The 23055-nt window shown below is 44.5% G+C and carries 17 protein-coding genes and 1 riboswitch; of the genes, 3 read left to right on the top strand and 14 right to left on the bottom strand.

Going from position 1 to position 23055, the window contains the following annotated elements; all coding sequences use genetic code 11:
- Window positions 1–11 precede the first annotated feature (11 nt).
- From AABJ99_RS08765 to rcnR, 8 genes are all read right to left on the bottom strand, one after another.
- Window positions 12–1355 carry an SWIM zinc finger family protein gene (locus AABJ99_RS08765; RefSeq protein ID WP_039021742.1) on the bottom strand — a complete coding sequence of 448 codons (1344 nt, stop codon included), beginning with the start codon at window positions 1353–1355 and terminating at the stop codon, window positions 12–14.
- A complete protein-coding gene (locus AABJ99_RS08760) occupies window positions 1356–4040 on the bottom strand; it encodes a DUF6493 family protein (RefSeq protein ID WP_338387537.1) in 2685 nt (894 codons plus the stop codon).
- 45 nt (window positions 4041–4085) lie between these two features.
- Window positions 4086–6764, bottom strand: a complete 2679-nt coding sequence (locus AABJ99_RS08755) for a DUF6493 family protein (RefSeq protein ID WP_338387536.1) — start codon at window positions 6762–6764, stop codon at window positions 4086–4088.
- Window positions 6761–9334 (bottom strand): DUF6493 family protein, encoded by a 2574-nt coding sequence (locus tag AABJ99_RS08750; RefSeq protein WP_338387535.1) that lies wholly within the window; start codon window positions 9332–9334, stop codon window positions 6761–6763. Before AABJ99_RS08750 ends, AABJ99_RS08755 begins: the two co-directional genes overlap by 4 nt.
- An 85-nt stretch (window positions 9335–9419) precedes the next feature.
- Entirely contained in the window at window positions 9420–10235 is an 816-nt protein-coding gene (yegX, locus tag AABJ99_RS08745) for a glycoside hydrolase family 25 protein (protein ID WP_338387534.1), read from the bottom strand.
- A gap of 67 nt (window positions 10236–10302) precedes the next feature.
- On the bottom strand, window positions 10303–11103 hold the full coding sequence (thiD, locus tag AABJ99_RS08740) for a bifunctional hydroxymethylpyrimidine kinase/phosphomethylpyrimidine kinase (RefSeq protein ID WP_039021895.1): 801 nt from the start codon (window positions 11101–11103) through the stop codon (window positions 10303–10305).
- Window positions 11100–11888 (bottom strand): hydroxyethylthiazole kinase, encoded by a 789-nt coding sequence (gene thiM / locus AABJ99_RS08735; RefSeq protein ID WP_039021896.1) that lies wholly within the window; start codon window positions 11886–11888, stop codon window positions 11100–11102. Before thiM ends, thiD begins: the two co-directional genes overlap by 4 nt.
- Window positions 11889–11922: 34 nt before the next feature.
- Window positions 11923–12019, bottom strand: a riboswitch (TPP riboswitch).
- A 91-nt stretch (window positions 12020–12110) separates the two neighbouring features.
- Window positions 12111–12383: a Ni(II)/Co(II)-binding transcriptional repressor RcnR gene (gene rcnR, locus AABJ99_RS08730; RefSeq protein ID WP_000019944.1), complete on the bottom strand. Its 273-nt coding sequence runs from the start codon at window positions 12381–12383 to the stop codon at window positions 12111–12113.
- Between the two features lie 120 nt (window positions 12384–12503).
- Between rcnR and rcnA the strand changes: the two genes are divergently transcribed.
- Together rcnA and rcnB are read left to right on the top strand one after the other, a co-directional pair.
- Window positions 12504–13325 (top strand): nickel/cobalt efflux protein RcnA, encoded by an 822-nt coding sequence (gene rcnA / locus AABJ99_RS08725; RefSeq protein ID WP_039021897.1) that lies wholly within the window; start codon window positions 12504–12506, stop codon window positions 13323–13325.
- Window positions 13326–13543: 218 nt separating this feature from the next.
- Window positions 13544–13882: a Ni(II)/Co(II) efflux transporter accessory subunit RcnB gene (gene rcnB / locus AABJ99_RS08720; protein ID WP_000153074.1), complete on the top strand. Its 339-nt coding sequence runs from the start codon at window positions 13544–13546 to the stop codon at window positions 13880–13882.
- A gap of 81 nt (window positions 13883–13963) precedes the next feature.
- Here rcnB and yehA read toward each other — a convergent pair whose 3' ends face one another.
- From yehA to apbC, 6 genes are all read right to left on the bottom strand, one after another.
- Complete coding sequence (gene yehA / locus AABJ99_RS08715; protein WP_000702197.1) at window positions 13964–14998, bottom strand: putative fimbrial-like adhesin protein; 1035 nt, start codon at window positions 14996–14998, stop codon at window positions 13964–13966.
- Window positions 14999–15013: 15 nt separating this feature from the next.
- Complete coding sequence (yehB, locus tag AABJ99_RS08710; protein ID WP_039021898.1) at window positions 15014–17494, bottom strand: fimbrial biogenesis outer membrane usher protein; 2481 nt, start codon at window positions 17492–17494, stop codon at window positions 15014–15016.
- Window positions 17495–17509: 15 nt separating this feature from the next.
- Complete coding sequence (gene yehC / locus AABJ99_RS08705) at window positions 17510–18184, bottom strand: fimbria/pilus periplasmic chaperone (protein WP_039021899.1); 675 nt, start codon at window positions 18182–18184, stop codon at window positions 17510–17512.
- A gap of 80 nt (window positions 18185–18264) precedes the next feature.
- On the bottom strand, window positions 18265–18807 hold the full coding sequence (yehD, locus tag AABJ99_RS08700; RefSeq protein ID WP_001563645.1) for a fimbrial protein: 543 nt from the start codon (window positions 18805–18807) through the stop codon (window positions 18265–18267).
- Window positions 18808–19102: 295 nt separating this feature from the next.
- Window positions 19103–19384, bottom strand: a complete 282-nt coding sequence (gene yehE, locus AABJ99_RS08695; RefSeq protein WP_039021901.1) for a YehE family protein — start codon at window positions 19382–19384, stop codon at window positions 19103–19105.
- 262 nt (window positions 19385–19646) lie between these two features.
- On the bottom strand, window positions 19647–20756 hold the full coding sequence (gene apbC / locus AABJ99_RS08690) for an iron-sulfur cluster carrier protein ApbC (protein ID WP_001005448.1): 1110 nt from the start codon (window positions 20754–20756) through the stop codon (window positions 19647–19649).
- A gap of 131 nt (window positions 20757–20887) precedes the next feature.
- On the opposite strand from apbC, the gene metG reads away from it, so the two are divergent.
- Window positions 20888–22921: a methionine--tRNA ligase gene (gene metG, locus AABJ99_RS08685; protein WP_039021902.1), complete on the top strand. Its 2034-nt coding sequence runs from the start codon at window positions 20888–20890 to the stop codon at window positions 22919–22921.
- Window positions 22922–23055 lie beyond the last annotated feature (134 nt).

The following is a 23055-nucleotide window of genomic DNA, read 5'->3' as shown; positions in this document are numbered from 1 at the left end:
ATATCACGCACCTATTGCCTTAGCAGTTTCTTCACCGCCAGAACATGTTTGCATGGCCCTCTTTGTCCCTGATATTTACTGAACCATTCGCAGGTACAGCGTTCACCATTTGCATCGAGAATGACGGTATGCCGTACTCCACTCCCTTCAACTCGCGCCTCTGTTCTGGCTGGCTGCTGGCTAATAATTTCAACTTTGTTCTCTTGCAGTAATTTCTCAGCCCCTTTCAGACGGGGATTCAGACTCATTATGCGGGAGAGTTTGAACGGCAACTGGCGATAAAAATAGGCATTATCGGTAAGGTCGTAACCCAGTAATCCCATTGCCGCCAGTTGCGCGGCCAGTGTGTCGGTTTTTCCCAGCCACTGACTTCCACCAGAAGCAAAAAATGCCGGACTAATAGTCTGGTTGGCCTGTGCCTGTTCGTCAAAAATAGTCAGCCAGCTCTCGTCAATCCCTTCATTTAGCGCATCCAGCGTCGCTCCCTCACCAGAAAATCCACGCCAGCAATCACGAGATAACGAAAGCGTAAAACGCAAATCGCCAAACCACAGTTGCCAGGTGGTGGATTGCATATCCGGTTGCGCAAAAACTTGCAAGCAGTCAACAAAAGGTAACAAGGGTTCCAGTAAGCGCAGACGATGCAGCCCGCCGATACAAATCGCGTTAACTGATTTTACTGGCGAAAACTGTGGCGTCGTACCGCGTACCTGTAAATAGTAATCGGTTTTCACCTGTCCTTTGGGTAAGGAACGAAACAGTTGCTGCGCCTGGACTTTAGTAAACTGGTGGCCTTTTGCCGACTGAGCAAGGTAGACCTGTACGCTACTCAGACCTTTGATCCATTTCACCGGAAGTGGCACTTTGCGTTCAATAACCTGGTGATTTTCCAGATGTAACCCCACCGATTTCTGACCGACGGATAAGGTAACAGCTTCACTATTGCTTACCCCTGCTAATGCCGAGAGCATAGGCTGGTTAAAATCGACATTGGTCGTGCCGCTTTGTAAAAACTCTCCGTTTAAGCCATCGGGCAAAATATCAAGCCGCGCATAGACCCCGGCACAGTGGGAAAATCCTTCAAAACGCACCCGCTCATTTCCTGCGCTGACAATGGGATCTTTCAGTAGCGCCAGTTGCGCGGGCGAAAGGTTAAAGCTCGACTTCACCACGTTGGAAAGGGCAATTAAACAACGCGCCATCAAAAAAGGTTGCCTGACCTGACCGACAAAAAAACAGGGAGCGTCAGACGCCTTTTGGATCTCGCTGTATTTCGCCAAGCGTAATTCATCTTTTCCGTTTGTTTTGTGCAAAGCGGATGGGATGTTGTAACTATAAGTGAGTGTCTCTTCCATTTATGACTTCCTTGTAAGTTCGAGTTGCAGCTCATTGAGCTTTTTGTAATTGGTGATTTTTACCGTGCTCAAATGGCTGTCCATTGCACTTATCATCTCAAGTAATGCCTGATTGTGGCGGGAACTGATATTGATAAGCGCCTGCATGGCAAGATCGGTAAAGCGTTTGAGTGGCGACCAGCCCTCTTTTTCCAGCCGACCAAGGATGTCGCCAATATGGGCAGAATTCACACCTTGTGGATAACGCAGTTTTTCAATCCATAGTTCGCCAGCAAGAGCACGCACCGTTTTGTCGGCATGAAGCATGCAAAAAGCGGTGAGTAAATGGCCCATGGGTGAAAGTGGCAACGGGAGATCGTAAAGTGCCTGAAGGATTTCCAGATTAGACTTCGTTGATGAAATGTTTGGATCATGAAAATTCATTTCTATATAACGCATGAGTGTGACATCACCCTGCCAGGGAAAAGCATACAGCGTTCGCCGCTTATACCCTCCGCCAAAGTAACTGTATTTACAGCAAGGCATGAAACTGTCAGCATAGAACAAAGTCATCTCCAGATTTTGAACAGCCGTTGAGACGTCAAAATTGAATGTTCGGGCAGGGAAGCGAGTTTTGTTTTCCCTGATAAACCACGGGAACATATTGCTTAATAACTCCATCGGTAACGCATGTTTTTCCAGCAACGCATACCCGACATCAAAAGACGTCGTGTCAGGGTTAACCGCACTGCGGGTAATAATGGCCGCCAGTTTCCAATCATCCTGCGCGACCTGTGCTAATGCGTCCTGCTCGCCGGAAAATATATATCGCACTAATGCAGCATATTCGGAGTTAAGTTGTGAAATATCAGGCTGAGTGCCAATAAATACACATCGTTGAATCGCAAGTTGCATATCCTGACTACAAGGTTCTACACCCGCATTTTGGTATTGCAAAAGGCGGTGGACAAACACCGCCGGGTCAATAAAGCAAGGCAGATGCGTGGGTATTGAAAGCAAAGACAGATTAACGTTGTTTTTTAATAACAACAGAATGTTTTTGAAAAACGCAATCCATGAGCGGCTTCGTTTTTTGTCCTCTTCATCATAGGATTGAAACCCCCAGTCTATCTTTTTCCATTTGTCAGTTGTATTTTTTAAACCCTGAAAATCTTCATACATTATTTTAATTTTTGCTGTCTGTAGTGGAAAACGTGAGATAAGCTCTGCCGCATATTCCATAAAGAAAAAGCCCAACATCCCGTCCAAGAAAGAAATATGTTCAGATGTTTCCAGCGCCTGCATAAACGCAGGTTCCAGTTGATTCACATTCTCTTCATTAATTTCAGGAGCAAAACGTAACAATGCAGCCGGCAACAGGTTAAAGTGATACGACTCGACGTTATGAAATGCCTGTCCTGCCAGGAAGATAAAATCATCCCAGGTTTCAATTTCGGGGATACGGTTATCATCACGAATCAGTGGCAATACGGGAGAAAGTTTAGCAGAGTTATCGGGCGTAAGCGGAGTAATATCAAGAAAGTCGGTTAATAACTCACGAGCGCTTGTAAGCAGATTATCGCCATAACTGCTTAATAACGTGCTTATTTCTGGATCTAATGGACTGGCATATTTTGCAATTAACTTTGCTGCTTTATTTTGTAGCCCGACATCTTTATTAAGGAATACCGAGGTGAGGTGTTGGCAGATTTCAAATCTTTTATCAGGGTGCTGTTTCGCCAGTTTATCAGCAATCGTTAAAGCGCTATCGACAATACCTTTAGTGGTGAAAGAAAATAACTGAGGAAGGCAGGAAATAAACTCATCACGGTGAAACTCCGGATGTTCGGATATTTTTTTGATTGCCTGTAATGCCGTAGTGCCAGGTTTACTGTGCGGGCAATAAAATGTCGAAAAAAGTGCTTCCTGAAGTTGCAAACATTCGTCCGCTGTCGGTTGCAGCGAAGTAAATAGCGTGGCGTACCAACATGTTTGTTCACGATTAAAGTTACGATTGACCGCAAGTAAGCTTTCTTTTAATACTCTTATTCTGTCGATGCGTTTGTCCATAGTATATTTTTTGAAGAAATATATCCATTTATGATCATCGGCACCCTCAGGTTTACTTTCTTTCGGATACCACTGATCTGACAATGAAACACCGCACGGATAATTAAACACCATCCAGATATGATCGTCTAAAGAAAAACGATGTTTTTCAAGATTTGATGCAGAAGTAATTTTATTAACAATAACCTGCGGTGTAATATTACCAACATATCCTTCGGCAATCCAGTCGCAGAGAGTGGCATAACTTATTGAAAAATTTCCACCTTTAATATCACCATTAATATAATCAGTAAGCCATTCCGGGCTGCGCCATTTGAGTGTTTCTTTAACTGCATTATTAGAATTCAATAAGTTACGTTCAATATTTTTACAGTCTTTTCGTGCATAGCAACCGATGATCGCAACACTAAGCATCTGTAACTGATTTTTTGTACCGTTTTGCTTGTAACTTCCTCCACGAAGACCGCCGATGCTTACTTCATACCATTGATAGGCACCTAATCGTTTCACGTCTTTCTTTATAAGCGGCACCAAATTTTTCCGCTGCTTATCATCCAGCGACTTCAGAAATGCTAATAACTGCTCTGAATTCCCTGATTCAATAATTTTGCTGTATTGTTCTTGAGTCGTATCCATTACTCTTTCCCTGAATATCAATTTTTATACGTGCTAAATTAGCTTTTACAATGCTGCTTCAAGTTCCTGCCGTAGCCCAGTCAGCTTTTTGTAGTTGGTGATTTTTACCGTGCTCAAATGGCTGTCCATTGCACTTATCATCTCAAGTAATGCCTGATTGTGGCGGGAACTGATATTGATAAGCGACTGCATGGCGAGATCGGTAAAGCGCTTTAGTGGTGACCAGCTCTCTTTTTCCAACCGGCCCAGGATGTCGCCGATATGGGCGGAATTCACACCTTGTGGATAACGCAGCTTTTCAATCCATAATTCTCCGGCAAGAGCACGGACAGTTTTGTCGGCGTGAAGCATGCAAAAAGCGGTAAGTAGATGTCCCATGGGTGTTAGCGGCAAAGGCAATTCAAGCATTGCCTGCAACAAGTGGATCGTGTCACGTGGCTCGTTATATTCTGTTTTAAAGTGGTATTCGATAAACCGCACTAAAAAAAGATCGTGAGCAGCGGGAAAAGAAAATAACAGTCGTTGCTTATCTGTTTCCCAACCATTCGATGTTTTCATAAAACTAAAGGCATAAAAAAGTCTGGTCTTTTCCTGCTGCCAGTATCGAGATATATCAAAGTTCAATTGTTTGTAAGAAACTATCTCCTTTGAATAAGGTACTGTCTGTGTTTTTGTCTCAAGGCACCATGAAAACTCATTAGAGATGATATTTGCAGGTAAATTGTTTTTGCTTAGCAAAATCAAACCGTATTCGAATGACGCTAAATCATAGTGACTGGTATTACGTGTAATAATGGCTGACAATGCTAAATCATCATTTTCAACACATTTAAGTGACTTCACATCACCATGGAAGAAATATTTTAATAGCGCAGTATCATTTTGGTTTAATCCGGCTAAATTAATTTCATTTTCAGGTATCACGCAACGTTGAATAGCAAGTTGTAAATCTAAATTATCAGGAACCTGAGTTACCTTTTGATATTTTCTTAACCTTTGCACAAGAGTACAGGGATCAATAAAACACGGCAAATGCGTCGGAGTTGAAAGAAGTGGCAGGTGGTTTGATTTTTGTAACGAATGCAGGACATTTATTAATATATCAATCCATGGCTGAAATTTTGCTTTGGTAGATTTTTGCCACTCATGAAACCCCCAGTTAAGTTTTAAGTTCTTATTTTCATTATTAATTAATTCAAGATATTGATTATACTTTTTAAGTATATTTTCGTTAGGTAATTTATTAAGTAAATAACCAGCAAACTCAAGGATAAATGTTGCAAGGATTTGATCGAATGCGCCAACTGATGAAGAACCAGATTGCAATGTTTTCAGCGCCAGACCAAAAGCAGGCTCCAGTTGACTAAGATTATCTTTATTAATCTCAGGCGCAAAACGTAACAACGCTGCGGGAAACAGGTCAAAATGATACGATTCCAGGTTAAGACACGCTCTACCTGCCAGGAAGACAAAATCATCCCAGCTTTCAATTTCTGGGATACGGTTATCATCACGAATTAATGATATAACTGGGTGCAATAGCAACGCTTCATCAGCAACCGGGGGTTTGCTATCAAGAAAATCCGTTAATAATTGTTTAGTGCCAGCAAGCAAATTATTAATATAACTATCCAACAGTGCACTCAACTCAGCATCTGTCGGATCGCCATACTTAACAATTAGTTTTGCCGCTTTCTCCTGAAGGCTGGCATCTTTATTTATAAAGACACCGGTGAGGTTATAACAAATTGTCATTCGTTTATCAGGATATTTACTTGCCAGTTTATCGGCCAGTATTAAAGTACTATTCAAAGTACTCTTAATTGTTGAGGAAAAAATGAGAGGCAGATGATTAATAAATGCATCATAATCAAATTCAGGATTTGCACTAAGGCTGTTAATAATTTTTAATACATAGGAAATTGGTTTGTTTTGCGGGCAATGAAATACTGAAAATAATTCATTTTGTAGTTGCAAACATTCATTTTCAGCAGGTTCCAGAGCAGTCAACAAGTCCACATACCAGTTAGTTTGATTTTTATTGAATCCGCGATTGACAGCAAGAAGGCTTTCTTTTAAAACCCGCATTCTGTCTAACCTTTTTTGTTGAACGTATTTTTTGAACAAGTATATCCATCTATGTTCATCGGCGTCTTCTGGTTTCTCTTGTGTATGATGCCAACTTTCAGCCCATGATATATTACAAGGATAATTAAATATTTCCCAGAGATGAACATCTAAAGTGAATGAGTGCTTCTGTAGCATTTTACTATGAATTATTTTTTTTACGATAAGCATTGGCGACACATTTGAAAGATAACCTGCCGCGATCCAGTCACTAATTTGTTCGTAATTAAAAGGACAACCATCTTTATCTGCGAAAATATTGACATAATCGGTAAACCAGTCAGGAGAAAATAGCGCCAGTGCCATATCCAAATCTTGATTATCTCTAAATATGCGAGAATTTATACTTTTAAAGTCTTTTTTATTGTAACAGCATAATATTGCAATACTTAACATTTTAAATTGATTTTTATTACCAATAATCCCCCATGTATTCCGTGATATCTCCTTGAAACTACTTAATCTTTTTACATCCTTCTTGATTAATGGAACTAAGTCTTTTCGAGACTTTTCATCCAGTTCTTTTAAGAAAGCCATCAACTGCTCTGAATTTCCCGACTCAATAATATGACTGTAATGTTCTTTAACATCGATCATTTCACACATCCTTGCGTTGTAAATTCATTCATGTAATCTATTATTTTTTTATAATTAATGGGAAGATCTTTGTCACCAGCCAGTGTGATGCAATTCTCCAGAATTTGCTTTTGGAATTTTCGTACTGCTGGGTCACTGTTGTGGTTATCAAGATATTCAATAAATCTATTAACCGGCGCATACTTATTCATAAGTAAGTAAGCAATACATTCAGACAGATAGTGACTGTCTACAAAGTTATGCTGGATAGCCAATTGTATATATTCTGCTGCCAAATCGCGGCTAATCTTTTTCTCAAAAAGTAAACAAACTGCAATGTAGATCCAACCTGCCTGATGAACTCGAAGTTGGTTTTCAAGCAAATATTGTAGAGGATATAAGCATTCTTCAAAGCCATCAACTTCGTTTCCCGATGCCGTCGCTGGAATAAAATGATTTAACCATGAATCCGGGTTATGTGGTACCAGAGATAAATAATACAATTCATCCTTCCAGTGACAACACTCATCTCGACGCAGACTCATATAGTAATAATGACCAGGATAATGGTGAAGACTATCTCTCTTCCAGCAATGAATCACACGGTTATTTAATGCCAGTCTGTACCAGGTTTTATATTCATTCTTATCAATTAATATGCGATACGTACAGGTAAATGGTTGGGCTATGCCAGGCCAACTCGCCTGCGCGATGGCGATAGATTCATATTGTGGGAATACTCCGTTTGTATCTCGGGTACGTGTAATCTGTGTCCAGAGTGGTAAATACTCGTCATTTGTTGCCGATATATCATCTGTGATCCCCAACATATAGTGCACCGACCGGGCATATTTCCCGGTTAACATTAATGCCTGTTGCTTCACTTCTTCGGTAACCTCGCCTGGCAAAATACGATTACAGGCGACAATTAAATCATCAACATCAACCGGATAATTCTCGCGTTCGTGGGCCAACAATCTCTCCACCAGGATTTGTGGCGAAACATAGAACGGCGTATGGCTTGGTGTTGCCAGTAAACTTAAGTGGCAGTTATCACGCAACCGTGCCAGTACCAATTGGTTTTGGTTTTGTAAATGCGGAAGGCGGCGTTCATGTCGCTCTGGCGTTGATGCATACTCATCACTTAACCACTGCTGAAAAAAATCCTTCAGGCTATATAGTATTGATGATCCGAGATACTTTTTATGTAATTTTTTATAGTACGGTTGTAACTGTTTTTTATAACCATCAGGAAGTTCATCTTGCAGAGCAATAATCCCGGCATAAAAAAGCTCAATGTCCAGGGCTTCTTTATTTTCCAACATTTTTCCAGTTTGAAACAACAACGCATCCCAGTTTTCAGGAACAATAACCTGCTCATGTTGTAGCATGGGAATAACATGACTTTCGCCCAGCGGTGAATCACATTGTAACAGTGCCAGTACACTGTGCTTTAAGCCCGCCAACCATGGCTCAGCTAACGCGGCAACGTCCTGTGCCAATTGGTATTTCAACATTAATTCAGCTGTGCGCAGTTGTAACTTTTCGCTACGCTGAATTAAGGTTCCAGATACGTTTTGCGCCAGTGTTGTACGATATTGTGGATATCGCTCTGCCAAATCACCGGCAATATCAAGTGCTATTAATAATGATTTATCGCATTTTTCTCGTCCGCTAATTACCGGAAAACACTGCATAAATGATGAATGGTCGAACTCAGGGTGAGAGTAAAATGTTTGAATTGTCTGAATAACAAAATTGACGACTGAATTATTGCTGGCATTCAGCCCTGAAAATAATAACTGTTGATTATCAATCCATTCATCTTCTTGTGGGTTAAACATCTTTATCAGACGAATATGCCAGTCAAGGCGACCTTTTTTAAAATTATTTGTTAATGAAGCTAACAGTTCTTTAATGAGCTGGCGAGGTAAAAGATTTTCAGCAAACAGTTGCTTAAACACTTCATCCCAAAATTCGGTAACGACACCACAATGATGCGTGTTATCGGCCTGATGAAAGTGACTTAGCAAAAGCACAGGGACGTCATATTGCGTGAAAGGTAAAATTATCTTTTCTATGATTTGAGGGTTTTCCCGCAGCCAGATAATTTCATCCTGAACGTTGCGAGTATGCATCTCAACGTGAAATAACACGTTGGCAAACGCTGCTTCGTTGAAGGTAATCCAGCCTTGCTGAAACCAACGCCAGATAAGACGGATATCTAGATATGTATGTGGAACGCGCAAACAATCCTCAAACACGCTATCCAGATAATCAGGAGCGCAGTGAGTAAAATAAGTGATTAGCGCATCATGTATAGCATGGTAACGACTTCTACTAACCATATGAAGTAACGTATGTTTCACTGGCCAGCTAACAGGAAACATTTTTTGATCTGCATAACTACGCGTACAAACGATTTTTGTCAAAGGGATTGCATCGTCAACATGTTCCCCCAGACGAAGTGAAATATAATCAAAGTTCTGCAATTCCTTTAAGGAAATAATTCGCTCAGTTTCGGTTAATGACAATCCCCAATCAACAATGGCTGGATAATCTTTTTGGCGAATCAGTTCGACAGGTATCATTGGCGAGTCTCTTCCATGGAGTATTATTCATGATACCGGGTTGAACACCTGTTTTATCAGCCCCCGAAATTCTGATTTTTGATGTTTACTTCGTGAATGTGCTCCCCACGAATCCCTGCAGCTCCTCCACCGTGCCATTAAACACATTAAAATCCACCGGGCCATTAATGCCATCCACCTGGCCACGGTCGGAATGTTGCCAGAAACGCCATGCCATGCCGTCATTGTCCGGACGACGTTGATAGTAGTGCGCAACCCACCACGGATACTCATTGAAATACCCCGCCAGATTCGTGTGATAAAACGTCGCGCCTGCATAAATAATCGGCTTTTTTCCTGTGCTTTTTTCGACCATTTTTAGCCACTGACTTACCCGCTTGCGTAATTCCTTCGCCGATAATTTTCCGCGCTCTTCTACGTCCAGCACAGCTGGGAGATCACCGTGGGCAAAATCCACCGTTTGCAGAAATAATCGCGCCTGAACTGAAGCGGATACCGACGGGGAAAAATAATGATACGCCCCACGCAACAGGCCATTTTGACGACTGTGACGCCAGTTACGCGAAAAATACGGGTCCACCAGCTTTTCGCCTTCAGTCGCCTTGATAAAGGCAAATTGCAAGCGAATACCGTTATCGCGCATTTTTGCCACCCGCTGCCAGTCGATCCGTGCCTGCCAGCGCGAAACATCTATTCCGTGAATGGTGTAACTGGCAGGAATACGAATAGAAAAAGATTTGACCGGGCGGTAACCATAAAAGTGAATATAGTCTTTGATCTGAACTGCTGTGGAATAGAAAAAATTAACCGTCTGGCTGGGATAAATCGCCACGATGGAAATTAGCCCAAGGGCACAAAGTAAGGCGGTAAATCTTTTACGACTGGCAATCCATAGCTGCATTGGCTTCATCCCTGCATTTTCAGCACAAGCAGGCTGAAAAAAATCCAAAGCAGCTATAGTACGGTGCTCACCACCAGGCGTGGAAGTGGTGAACCGGACCAATACCGTCGCCAACTTCCAGCGTGTCGGCCTGGGCTAATGCCGATGAAAGCCAGCTTTTTGCCTCCTGTACGGTGTCAGCCCAGTTTGTATGGCGCGGGCGTAGTGCAGCCAACGCCGCAGAGAGCGTACAACCAGTGCCGTGGGTGTTTTTGGTCATAATGCGCGGTGCAGTAAACCGTTGTTCCCCCTCTCGGGTAAACAGCCAGTCCGGGCTTTGCTCATCATCCAGATGACCGCCTTTCATCAGCACTGCGCCACAGCCCATCGCTAACAGCGCTCGTCCTTGTTCCAGCATTTCCTGTTCGTTGCACGCGTGTGGCACGTCGAGCAAGGCAGCTGCTTCGGGCAAGTTTGGCGTTATTAATGAAACCTGTGGCAATAATCGACTGCGCAGCGTGGCAACCGCCGAAGGTGAAAGCAGAGGGTCGCCGCTTTTTGCCAGCATAACGGTGTCGAGTACCACGTTTTGGATCTGATAACGTTGCAACCGTTCTGCCACCGCTTCAACAATATCGGTTTCCGCCAACATACCGATTTTAGTGGTGTCGATTCGCACATCAGTGAACACCGAATCCAACTGCGCGGCGACAAAATCAGGATCTATGCGATACACCGATTGCACGCCTCGGGTGTTTTGCGCTACCAGAGCGGTTATTACTGAACAACCATAAGCACCAAGTGCAGAGAACGTTTTGAGATCTGCCTGAATTCCTGCGCCACCACTGGGATCAGTGCCTGCAATTGTCAGAGCGTTAATTCGTTTCACGCCTGCACCTCCTGCGTCAATTGCCAGAGCGCATCAAGGAAATGTGGAACAAAACTGCCTGGCCCCTCGCTACTGGCGACTGCGCGTTCTCCGGCTTGTTTCATCCAGTGACAGGCAGATGCGATATTTTCCAGCGTATCGCCTGGTAGCGCACAACAGGCAGCGACAACCGCCGATAATGCACAGCCAGTTCCTACCACTTTGGTCATTAACGGATTGCCGCCGTGAATGCCAACGGTGCGACGACCATCGGTAATATAATCCACCTCGCCAGTGACCACGACGATTACGCCAGTTTCCCGTGCCAGTGTTTGTGCAGCGGGTATCGCATTAGCTGCGGCGACAGTGGTATCCACTCCCCGTCCACCATTAGCAACGCCAGCTAATGCCATGATTTCCGAAGCATTACCACGTATCGCTGCCGGTTTAAAAGATAAAAGTTCATGACAAAAACGGCGACGATAATTGAGTGCGCCAACCGCGACCGGATCAAGCGTCCAGGGGGTTTGAGAGTGTGTTGCCTGTTCAACGGCAGCACGCATTGCCTGTGCGCGTAGCTGCGTCAGTGTGCCAACGTTAATCAGCAAGGCACTGGCGATAGCCGCAAACTGACTGGCCTCTTCGGTTTCGATAACCATCGCTGGCGATGCACCGAGCGCCAGCAAGGTATTGGCAGTAAAGGTTTGCACCACATCGTTGGTCATGCAGTGCACAAGAGGGGAATGTTGGTGAAAAAGGTGTAACGTGTGCGCAGATTGCGCGGAACTCAGCAGGTCGACTTGCATAGTTTGCTCCTGCCATAACGTGAAGAAGCAATGACCTGGTGGTCTGTGACTTCCCTACGCTGGCATTATCCAGATCAGGTGATACGGGTATTTCTCAGCCTTCACGCAGAAGGGCACCCCGAGTCGTTTGGTTGCGATGATGAATCGCAGAGATGGATGGTAATGTCCCGCGCACACGTTGTAAACGAGGAAAAACGGCGGGATTACAATAACGTTGTGAAATTATTTGATATATGAATCCAGCACCTTCAGAACGACATCCAGATCTTCTTCACGTTTTAGCTCATCCCCCTGGTGAACGATGTGTTCCGTCAGATGACCTTTAATCACTTCCCGCATCAGACCGTTTACCGCGCCACGGATAGCAGCAATCTGTTGTAAAACTGCAGCGCATTCGTGCGGCTCGTCGAGCATTTTCTTGAGAGCCACGACCTGACCCTGAATCTTACTGGCACGCGCTTTCAGTTTCTGTTTATCACGGATTGTATGAGACATGGCAACACCTGGTTAACAAGAACATGAAAAATCATAGCACTATTATTCTACTGGGGGGTAGTATCAGGTACTGGGGGGGAGTAGAATCGGATTGCCGAATTAATACTAAGAATTATTATCATGACCGAATTTACCACTCTTCTTCAGCAAGGAAATGCCTGGTTCTTCATCCCCAGCGCCATCTTACTTGGTGCGCTTCATGGCCTGGAACCAGGGCACTCAAAAACGATGATGGCGGCGTTTATCATCGCCATCAAAGGCACCATTAAACAGGCGGTGATGCTCGGACTGGCAGCAACCCTTTCGCATACCGCGGTGGTCTGGTTGATTGCCTTTGGCGGGATGGTGATCAGCAAACGCTTTACTGCTCAATCAGCAGAACCGTGGCTCCAGTTGATTTCCGCGGTGATCATTATGAGCACCGCGTTCTGGATGTTCTGGCGTACCTGGCGCGGCGAACGTAACTGGCTGGAGAATATGCACGGGCATGATCATGAGTATCATCACGATCACGAAGATCACCACGACCATGGACATCATCACCATCACGAACATGGGGAGTATCAGGATGCTCATGCACGAGCCCATGCCAATGACATTAAACGACGCTTCGATGGTCGAGAGGTCACCAACTGGCAAATTTTGTTATTTGGCTTAACCGGTGGCCTTATCCCCTGCCCGGCAGCAATTACCGTGCTGTTGATTTGCATTCAGTTGAAAGCCCTGACACTGGGCGCAACACTGGTCGTCAGTTTCAGCATTGGCCTTGCGTTAACGCTGGTCACCGTAGGCGTTGGCGCAGCAATCAGCGTTCAGCAGGTCGCAAAACGCTGGAGCGGATTTAACACTCTCGCTAAACGCGCCCCCTATTTTTCCAGTCTGTTGATTGGCTTAGTTGGTGTGTATATGGGCGTACATGGCTTTATGGGCATAATGCGATAACTCAATCCTTTAGGCTTGCATGTTATCTTCAGCCCAGGATGATTCTTAAATCAGCTATTTCCGCTGGCTCTCTGCTCGCTAAGGATGCTTTTAGGGCATCCTTTCATTTACACTTTTTACGAAATCATGGGATCACTAACAAAATATCGCTTGTCAGTTATATTGTATGGCAGGAAAGATATGCGACTGATATTACAGATCCCCAAAGTGGAGAGTTTATGACCATTAAAAATAAGATGTTGCTGGGTGTGCTTTTGCTGGTTACCAGTGCCGCCTGGGCCGCACCAGCCACCGCGGGTTCGACCAATACCTCGGGAATTTCTAAGTATGAGTTAAGCAGTTTCATTGCTGACTTTAAGCATTTCAAACCAGGCGATACCGTCCCAGAGATGTACCGCACCGATGAGTACAACATTAAGCAGTGGCAGTTACGTAACCTGCCCGCGCCTGATGCCGGGACGCACTGGACCTATATGGGTGGCGCGTACGTGTTGATCAGCGACACCGACGGTAAAATCATTAAAGCCTACGATGGTGAGATTTTTTATCATCGCTAAAAAAAGCCCCCTCATCATGAGGGGGAAATGCAGACACCTTGTTATTTTTTATTATTAGCCACTTGCTCGTCTTGCTTGTTATTAGTCGTATTTCACGTTGATTAATGCGGTTGCCTCCAGTGCGCCAGATTTAATTTTATTTGTATCGTAGACGTAGTAACTGGCAGTTATCGGAATTGAAACCGTTGTATCTGTAAGTTTTGACTTTGCCGCAATTTCTTTTAAATTTGTGTATTCTTTACTGCTGTTAGTGATATTTAAAAGTGTGACTGGAGAACCATTACTTTCAAGAATAAATCCTACGCCATTATCTTCCGCACCTTTCAGTATTGTGTTGCTGTTGGTTAACAAGTCAGAACTTGATAAATACACCTGCATTTTCCGTGATGTTTGATTTTGTTGACCTAATAAGTTTTTACAACGCAGAACAATATCCCCTTTGTTACTATTTATTGTTGCTTTGTTACCTGTAGCTGGTAATTGTGAAACGGGAATACTCTCTAAAGTAATTAATAAATCGTCCGGTTTGCAGGTTGTGGTTATCGGGTTGTATGACAATGTCAGATTAAAGGAATAGACACCTGCATTTTGTGCCAATGCATTTCTGTAGCTATTTACACATGCATCCCATGACTTGCCACCGAATAAACACAGTAAAAATTGTACTGCAGCACTCCCGCGTGTCGATGATGAAGCACTGGATAATGTCGCAACACCATTAATCATCACTGAACCGCCGCCCCCCGCAGAAACATTCACTTTTGCATTACTGGCCGCAGGTGTCACCGTTACCGAATAACCATTGGTGAAACTGGTCTGATTATTTGACAACGTGATGTTGTTTTTATTGGTCCATTCAAAATGTAAATTTAATTTAATGGTATCGTTATAAAGTCCAACAATAATATCCGACGGGCTCATAGGGGTGATAGTATTTGTACTCACGCATGACGAATCATTAAAATTATGCTCATATGTTGCCGTTTGTGTTTGAGTAAGTGCAAAATCCCCCTGAACAGCAAAATTATGCTGGGCAGATAACTCTCCATAACATGCTGCATAACTCACAGGCATTACCATCATAATTAATATAAATAACATTATGCGAATTTTCATAGAGCCACCCGATTATTACTGGCAAATATAGTTCCTATTTTCATCAATCTCTTTACCGAAGGTGATTGTGCATGAGAGCCCTTGTTGTTTATCAATTGCCACATTAACCGATGGCGGTACATCATTAGTGCGAATAAATAACTGGCTTCCCTGACCGACAACACCAATATTGTGACCGTGGATATCATTGACTTCATAACCAAACGTTAATGGTTGCCCATCCGCTCTTAACGCTTTTATAAACCAGGGCTTGCGCTGATCGGTATCAAAATTAACCAGTACGACCGCGCCGCGATAAGGTGCGGCAATTTTCCGGTTACCACGTAATTCTGTTTCACTATCGCTTTGCGACACATCCAGCATCAGGTGATTTTCCCGATAAGGTGTCATTCCGTCGTATACCACCACTCCATTACGATTTGTTGTACGATATTTTTGCCCATTGACATAAGCATCTTTAATTCCAGGTGCGTTCATTACAGCAAACGTTTCGGAAAGACGGTTCGCCAGATTAACGCCACCCGACCAGGCGACAATGCCCCCTGAAATACTGGCTCCAGCTTGTCGATAAGCACTCGACTGACTATAACTGCCATTCACTGTCGCAACCGGCGCGTTCCAGGTTAAATTCGCTCCAGCTGTCGTTTCATTTCCCTGATGCTGATGACTCAGGTTGACCCCATAGTTAAATTGATCCCGGCATCCAACGGTTCCCGATAATCCCGTATTATTTGAGGCAAAACCCTGATCATCAAACGTCGTTGAGTTAGACATATATATTTGCCGACGAGGCGTCGTAACGTCATCACCCCAATCAAAGGGAATCGATATAAAAATATTAAAACGTTTCTCTTCATGATGATTCTCGTCATACGCCTGGCTTGCCGCGAGGGTATAGCTTATCCGTCGCAGGTTGTTGGAATAACTCAACTGATAATCCTTACTGCTGCCGCTACGCCCCCAGTAATCTCGCCATAACGTACTTAAGGACACAGAACCCCAGCCTTCTGGCAATGACTGGCTCATATTGGCAGAAAAGCTATTTTTACGGCCAAAATCGTTCTGGTAATAATCGGCAATGTCATAGATATCGTTTTCATCACGGCGATAATTATCTTTATTGTTTGCCCAAACGTGATCGTTAAATGTCCGGTAATCACGCGACGAATAACGCCAGGCCGCCAGACCAAAACGCGTCGACGTTTGGCTCACAAATTTGTTGTAGGCAATTTGATAACTTTGCCCGTCAAACACATCGCCGTTGTCTTGTTTACTATGCGACTTCGTGGCATCGACGGAAATGGCACCAATGCGTGTATTCCAGCCAGTCCCCAAAGTGAACGCGTAATAATTATTCGCGACCATCGATCCGCCATACAGCGTCAATAAGTTATTAAAACCATACTGATAACCCGCCTGAACAAAATCACTTTGTTTGCTCGCCCCTTCAATATGGCTACGACCTGCCGCAAAATCATATTTCGACACGCCGGGTTGCAGCATATTCGGCACTGCTGCATAAGGCACCAGATAGGTGGTTACCGAACCGTCCGCCTCTTTCACGCTGACATCAAGATCTGCTCCACCACCGGCCAACTGCAAATCTGTAATCGCAAACGGGCCAGGAGGAACCTCTTTCTGATAAACCACAAAACCGTTCTGTTCAATAGTTACCAGCGCGTTACTCTGAGCAATCCCCTGCACCCGTGGAGTAAAATTTTGTTTCGAGTTAGGCAACATCTGCATATCACGAAACAACCGCACACCGCTGAAGCGAACAGAATCAAAAATATCGCTTGATGTGTACATATCACCCACGCGAAGCGTGCCGAGAAGTTGGGCAAATCCACGTTCCAGATACAGGGTATTGCTTTTCCACACCCCTGGATTGCTATTTGTTTTACTTAAACTGGCATCAGAATGCAGTTGCCACCCCAGTAAGTTTAACCCGCTGTTAAAACGTACATATGTACTCTTGCTATTACCCGACGCTTTATAGTCGCTGTAATACTGACTCACATAATAAGAGGTATAAAACGCATTAATACCCCGCTCCCAGTTTTCCGGTGGAACATAGCCACTTTCCAGTTCTTCCACCCACGCCTGCGGTACACTGAAATCGAGACGAAAAACTCCGATATCCCAGGTATAGCTCCCACCGTGAACAAGTTGCTCAAATGTTAAACATTGCTTACCGCTGGCAAAGTTATCGGTATTAATGCCTAACCGCTTGATAATGTCCCTTGATAAACATGTTTCTTGCGGGTTGTCTTTAACAATAATCTCATATTTCCCGCGCCATTGCTTATTGACATAAATATCGATGTCATACTGCCCCGGCAAGGGTTGATTATCATCAAGACGAATATTTGCAACCTGCTGGTCTTTCATTCCACCTATCATAAAATGGGTATCAAAGGTTTCTTCAGCTGCATAAGCTTCAATGCCGAGCAATAACGCTACGATTGCTGATGCAAGTGGGGTCATTCTCAACATAGGCAGCTCCTGCAATTAAATTTTGTCACTAATATAGTTGCCATGGTCATCGATAATGGTCAGATACCAGTTATTCGCATTATTACTTTTGACATTAATACTCTGACTTTCTAAGGGGGCAATCATAATAGTTTCATAATTGACTTTGACATTATTAGCTTTGACATCCGAAATCGTTACCCAATTTGCTGAGTCATTTTTTATCACCAATCCATTGCCACTGCGATTTACCAGTAACTTTTTAAATGTCGCTTTATTTACCGGTGCAATACCCGCAGGCCGGTAAAACAATTTGATTCTGTTTTGCATTGCAAATTTCAGTGCATTCTTGCCCTCTTGCTCTGGACTATTTGGTGGAATATCCAGAACATTCAGATAAAAAATGCTCTCTTTATTAGTGGGCAGTTTATTCGACATAATTTTGATTTTTACTTGCTGCCCGGAATTTGCGCCTATTTTTGCCACTGGTGGCGTTAACATGAAAGGAACATGGATTTTTTCTGGTGGTAGCGACGTATCGCCATCATCAATCCACGCCTGCAGCAGCGAAGAACGGTTTCCCTGGTTCATCAACTGCACCATCACTTCTTTATTTTCTGCCGGGTAAATAATGCGCGTCCCGTAGATAACAATTCCGGCATGCGCAGGAAGGACCATAGAAAAAATGAGTAAAGATAATAATCCTTTCATCTTAATGCCTCTTAAATTAAAAAGCCGCCATGGGGATAGCGGCCATGTTTATTACCTGGAGAAACTTGCAATTTTATTTATTAATCCTGCGCCACACGCATAACCAGAGAAGATAACACATCACCTGATTGCACTGAGTTATCTGTCAGTTTCAGGTATTTTGCTTTAAACGGAATAGCATATTGACCTTCCGCCGTTTTATAACTCTCAATGTTAAAAGGTGCAGAAATATCCAGGACATCGCTGTTATCACCTAAATAGAGATAGTAACCCACGGTATCGTTACTACTGGCTATCGCCTTATCGTTTCCGGTTATTTTATCGTTGGTAATCAACGAGAGTTTTACACCAGCAACTTCTTTCGGACAGCTAATTTTTAACATGCTGCTGGTTACACCGACTGCATCATCATAGGTCGAGTATTTAGCTTTACCTTCAAAGACAGTGGTTGGTACAGTTGGCATATTAATACTTACTGAATCGCCACCCGCTTCGAATTTACACGGAGATTCTGCAATATTCCCTTTAATGGTTAATGTTCCGGTATCAACGTCTGCGGCAAATACCCCAGCGCTCATAAAAAAAGAAGAAAAGACAGCGGCAGCAATAATTGAACGTTTCATAATATGTTCCTTAATAAAATTTATTTTTTGGTTGTTAAGAGTCTGTATCTCTTGGAAACAAATTTCTCACATCAAAAAAGTTGCCGCAATGTAAACATATTGTTTTGTTGATTTAAAACAAATTAACTATTGCAATATAAATACAACAAATACTTAAGTATATTAAATATTTATCATATCTATTAATTAATGCAGATTTTTTTAAATGGTATTATTAATATCAATAAAAAAGCTGAAATCATTCACACGAATGATTTCAGCTTTCTAAATCCGCTTAAAAAACCAGGGTGGAAAATTAATCGTAGCGATTTAACACGATTCGACGTTTGCTATCGCTACCTGCAACAACCACTTCTGTCGTCACACCTTTGACTGGCGAAGAAACCTGATGACGGGTATCAACATCATACGTTAACTGACCACAATGCTGTTGAGGTTGACCATTAACCATAGCCATACTGCATGTTGGGGGACTGATCCTGCCATTAATCGTTAATGTGGCAGTCTGTGAAGAGAACGCGGGAGAAGCCATTCTATAGGCAAGAAAAATAATTCCTGACAGCCAGTACTTATTCATTGAACGTTATCCCTGTAGTAAAGGTTATGCCTGGATAGAATGAGTGCATAACAAACTATAGCTGTACATCCACTACACAGCCACGAAGGATGATAATGAAGCATTGCCTGTACGATCAATCGACTTTATAGAGTTTCGGACGAAGGTCCGCAGAATATTCGCAGCATTAAATAAGTGTTCATTAATGCGGCAAAAACAAATACACCGCATCAATGTAACATCTCTGCGGTGTACGAAAAACAACCAAAAAGGTTAATACGCGTCAGACCGCGCGGAAGGAAATCTCGCCAGGAATGACTTCTCCCTGCCAATAAAGCTGGGCTGCAACGCGGTCAGCCAGCTGGCGGTAGATAGCAGTAAATTCGCTCTCCGGACGGCTGATAACTGTTGGCGTGCCTTTATCGAGATCTTCACGTAAGGAAATGTGTAACGGCATCTGCCCCAGCAACTGCGTGTGGTATTTCTCGGCCAGTTTCTCTGCACCACCGGTACCGAAAATCGGTTCATGGTGACCACAGTTACTGCAAATATGCACACTCATGTTCTCGACAATACCGAGCACCGGAACCTCGACTTTCTCGAACATCACAATGCCTTTTTTCGCATCGATCAACGCAATGTCCTGCGGGGTGGTGACCACTACCGCGCCAGTTACTGGAATGTTTTGTGCCAGTGTCAATTGAATGTCACCGGTGCCTGGCGGCATATCAAGCACCAGATAGTCGAGATCCGGCCACAAGGTTTCCTGCAACATCTGCATTAACGCCTTGCTCGCCATCGGACCACGCCACACCATCGCATTGTCGTCAGTAACCAGATAACCAATTGAATTGGTTGCCAGTCCATGAGACATAATCGGTGCCATATGGGTACCGTCCGGCGAAGTTGGACGCTGATTTTCTGCGCCCAGCATGGTGGGTATTGATGGGCCGTAGATATCGGCGTCCAGAATGCCGACTTTCGCCCCTTCCGCCGCCAGTGCCAGCGCCAGATTTACCGCCGTGGAGGATTTACCCACGCCGCCTTTACCGGAGCTGACAGCAATAATGTTCTTCACGCCGTTAATTCCCGGCTGATTCTTCACGCGTTTTAAGGTGGCGATATTGTGAGACAGTTTCCAGTCGATAGCTTTCGCCCCGGTGATGCGCAGCAGTTCGGCGCTACATTGCTCTTTTAACTCTTCGAACGCGCTATGCCAGACGAATGGCATAACCAGTTCCACATGCAACGTGTCGTCCATCCAGGCGACATGGTGCAACGCTTTCAGCGTGGTGAGGTTATGCTTCAGGGTTGGGTGCTGAAAATTGGCCAGTGTCCCGGCGACCATTGCGCGCAAGGCTTCTGGTGATTTGGCCTGGGATTGTTCGTTCATCCCGACTCCTTTTTTGTATAGATAAACCATCAGCTGATAGTTTACCTGAAGAATATAGAGAAGTACTTACTTAACATTTTCCCATTTGGTACTATCTAACCCCTTTTCACTATTAAGAAGTAATGCCTACTATGACTCAAGTCGCGAAGAAAATTCTGGTGACGTGCGCACTGCCGTACGCTAACGGCTCAATCCACCTCGGCCATATGCTGGAGCACATCCAGGCTGATGTCTGGGTCCGTTACCAGCGAATGCGCGGCCACGAGGTCAACTTCATCTGCGCCGACGATGCCCACGGTACACCAATCATGCTGAAAGCTCAGCAGCTTGGTATCACTCCGGAGCAGATGATTGGCGAAATGAGTCAGGAGCATCAGACTGATTTCGCAGGCTTTAACATCAGCTATGACAACTATCACTCGACGCACAGTGAAGAGAACCGACAGTTGTCAGAACTTATCTATACTCGCCTGAAGGAAAACGGTTTTATTAAAAACCGCACCATCTCTCAACTGTACGATCCGGAAAAAGGCATGTTCCTGCCGGACCGTTTTGTAAAAGGCACCTGCCCGAAATGTAAATCCCCGGATCAATACGGCGATAACTGCGAAGTCTGCGGCGCGACCTACAGCCCGACTGAACTGATCGAGCCGAAATCGGTGGTTTCTGGCGCTACCCCGGTAATGCGTGATTCTGAACACTTCTTCTTTGATCTGCCCTCTTTCAGCGAAATGCTGCAGGCATGGACCCGCAGCGGTGCGTTGCAGGAGCAGGTGGCAAACAAAATGCAGGAGTGGTTTGAATCTGGCCTGCAACAATGGGATATCTCCCGCGACGCCCCTTACTTCGGTTTTGAAATTCCGAACGCGCCGGGCAAATATTTCTACGTCTGGCTGGACGCACCGATTGGCTACATGGGTTCTTTCAAGAATCTGTGTGACAAGCGCGGCGACAGCGTAAGCTTCGATGAATACTGGAAGAAAGACTCCACCGCCGAGCTGTACCACTTCATCGGTAAAGATATTGTTTACTTCCACAGCCTGTTCTGGCCTGCCATGTTGGAAGGTAGCAACTTCCGCAAGCCGACCAACTTGTTTGTTCACGGCTATGTAACGGTGAACGGCGCGAAGATGTCCAAGTCTCGCGGCACCTTTATTAAAGCCAGCACCTGGCTGAATCATTTTGACGCTGACAGCCTGCGTTACTACTACACTGCGAAACTCTCTTCGCGCATTGATGATATCGATCTCAACCTCGAGGATTTCGTCCAGCGCGTGAATGCCGATATCGTTAATAAGGTTGTAAACCTGGCATCCCGTAACGCGGGCTTTATCAACAAGCGTTTTGACGGCGTGTTGGCAAGCGAACTGGCTGACCCGCAGTTGTACAAAACCTTCACGGATGCCGCTGAAGTGATTGGTGAAGCATGGGAAAGCCGCGAATTTGGTAAAGCAGTGCGCGAAATCATGGCACTGGCTGATCTGGCTAACCGCTATGTCGATGAACAGGCTCCGTGGGTGGTGGCGAAACAGGAAGGCCGCGATGCCGACCTGCAGGCAATTTGCTCGATGGGCATAAACCTGTTCCGCGTGCTGATGACTTACCTGAAGCCGGTACTGCCGAAACTGACCGAGCGTGCAGAAGCATTCCTCAATACGGAACTGACCTGGCATGGTATCCAGCAACCGCTGCTGGGCCACAAAGTGAATCCGTTCAAGGCGCTGTATAACCGTATTGACATGAAGCAGGTTGAAGCACTGGTGGAAGCATCTAAAGAAGAAGTGAAAGCCACTGCCGCGCCAGTTACTGGCCCACTGGCAGATGATCCGATTCAGGAAACCATCACCTTTGACGACTTCGCTAAAGTTGACCTGCGCGTGGCGCTGATTGAAAACGCAGAGTTTGTTGAAGGTTCTGACAAACTGTTGCGCCTGACACTGGATCTCGGCGGTGAAAAACGCAATGTCTTCTCCGGCATTCGTTCTGCTTACCCGGATCCGCAGGCATTGATTGGTCGTCACACCATTATGGTGGCTAACCTGGCACCACGTAAAATGCGCTTCGGTATCTCCGAAGGCATGGTGATGGCTGCCGGTCCTGGCGGGAAAGATATCTTCCTGCTAAGCCCGGATGCCGGTGCTAAACCGGGTCATCAGGTGAAATAATCCCCCTTCAAGGCGCTGCATCGACAGCGCCTTTTCTTTATGAATTCCTAAAGTTGTTTTCTTGTTTGTTCAACGCTCTTAATTTTTTTCATTAACTGATAGCATCCGCTTATAACTGGATATAAATACAGGGA

Source organism: Escherichia coli, assembly GCF_036503815.1.
GTDB lineage: Bacteria > Pseudomonadota > Gammaproteobacteria > Enterobacterales > Enterobacteriaceae > Escherichia > Escherichia coli_F.
The sequence above is the reverse complement of the archived record's forward strand: the minus strand, read 5'-3'. Positions and strand labels throughout refer to the sequence as shown.

What these genes read in the sequence shown, in the direction of transcription:
- thiM (WP_039021896.1), bottom strand. Translation starts at nt 11,888, where the DNA reads ATGCAAGTCGACCTGCTGAGTTCCGCGCAATCTGCGCACACGTTACAC.
- yehE (WP_039021901.1), bottom strand. Translation starts at nt 19,384, where the DNA reads ATGAATAAGTACTGGCTGTCAGGAATTATTTTTCTTGCCTATAGAATG.
- AABJ99_RS08760 (WP_338387537.1), bottom strand. Translation starts at nt 4,040, where the DNA reads ATGGATACGACTCAAGAACAATACAGCAAAATTATTGAATCAGGGAAT.
- yegX (WP_338387534.1), bottom strand. Translation starts at nt 10,235, where the DNA reads ATGCAGCTATGGATTGCCAGTCGTAAAAGATTTACCGCCTTACTTTGT.
- rcnR (WP_000019944.1), bottom strand. Translation starts at nt 12,383, where the DNA reads ATGTCTCATACAATCCGTGATAAACAGAAACTGAAAGCGCGTGCCAGT.
- yehD (WP_001563645.1), bottom strand. Translation starts at nt 18,807, where the DNA reads ATGAAACGTTCAATTATTGCTGCCGCTGTCTTTTCTTCTTTTTTTATG.
- rcnB (WP_000153074.1), top strand. Translation starts at nt 13,544, where the DNA reads ATGACCATTAAAAATAAGATGTTGCTGGGTGTGCTTTTGCTGGTTACC.
- AABJ99_RS08765 (WP_039021742.1), bottom strand. Translation starts at nt 1,355, where the DNA reads ATGGAAGAGACACTCACTTATAGTTACAACATCCCATCCGCTTTGCAC.
- rcnA (WP_039021897.1), top strand. Translation starts at nt 12,504, where the DNA reads ATGACCGAATTTACCACTCTTCTTCAGCAAGGAAATGCCTGGTTCTTC.
- yehA (WP_000702197.1), bottom strand. Translation starts at nt 14,998, where the DNA reads ATGAAAATTCGCATAATGTTATTTATATTAATTATGATGGTAATGCCT.
- metG (WP_039021902.1), top strand. Translation starts at nt 20,888, where the DNA reads ATGACTCAAGTCGCGAAGAAAATTCTGGTGACGTGCGCACTGCCGTAC.
- yehC (WP_039021899.1), bottom strand. Translation starts at nt 18,184, where the DNA reads ATGAAAGGATTATTATCTTTACTCATTTTTTCTATGGTCCTTCCTGCG.
- AABJ99_RS08755 (WP_338387536.1), bottom strand. Translation starts at nt 6,764, where the DNA reads ATGATCGATGTTAAAGAACATTACAGTCATATTATTGAGTCGGGAAAT.
- AABJ99_RS08750 (WP_338387535.1), bottom strand. Translation starts at nt 9,334, where the DNA reads ATGATACCTGTCGAACTGATTCGCCAAAAAGATTATCCAGCCATTGTT.
- yehB (WP_039021898.1), bottom strand. Translation starts at nt 17,494, where the DNA reads ATGTTGAGAATGACCCCACTTGCATCAGCAATCGTAGCGTTATTGCTC.
- apbC (WP_001005448.1), bottom strand. Translation starts at nt 20,756, where the DNA reads ATGAACGAACAATCCCAGGCCAAATCACCAGAAGCCTTGCGCGCAATG.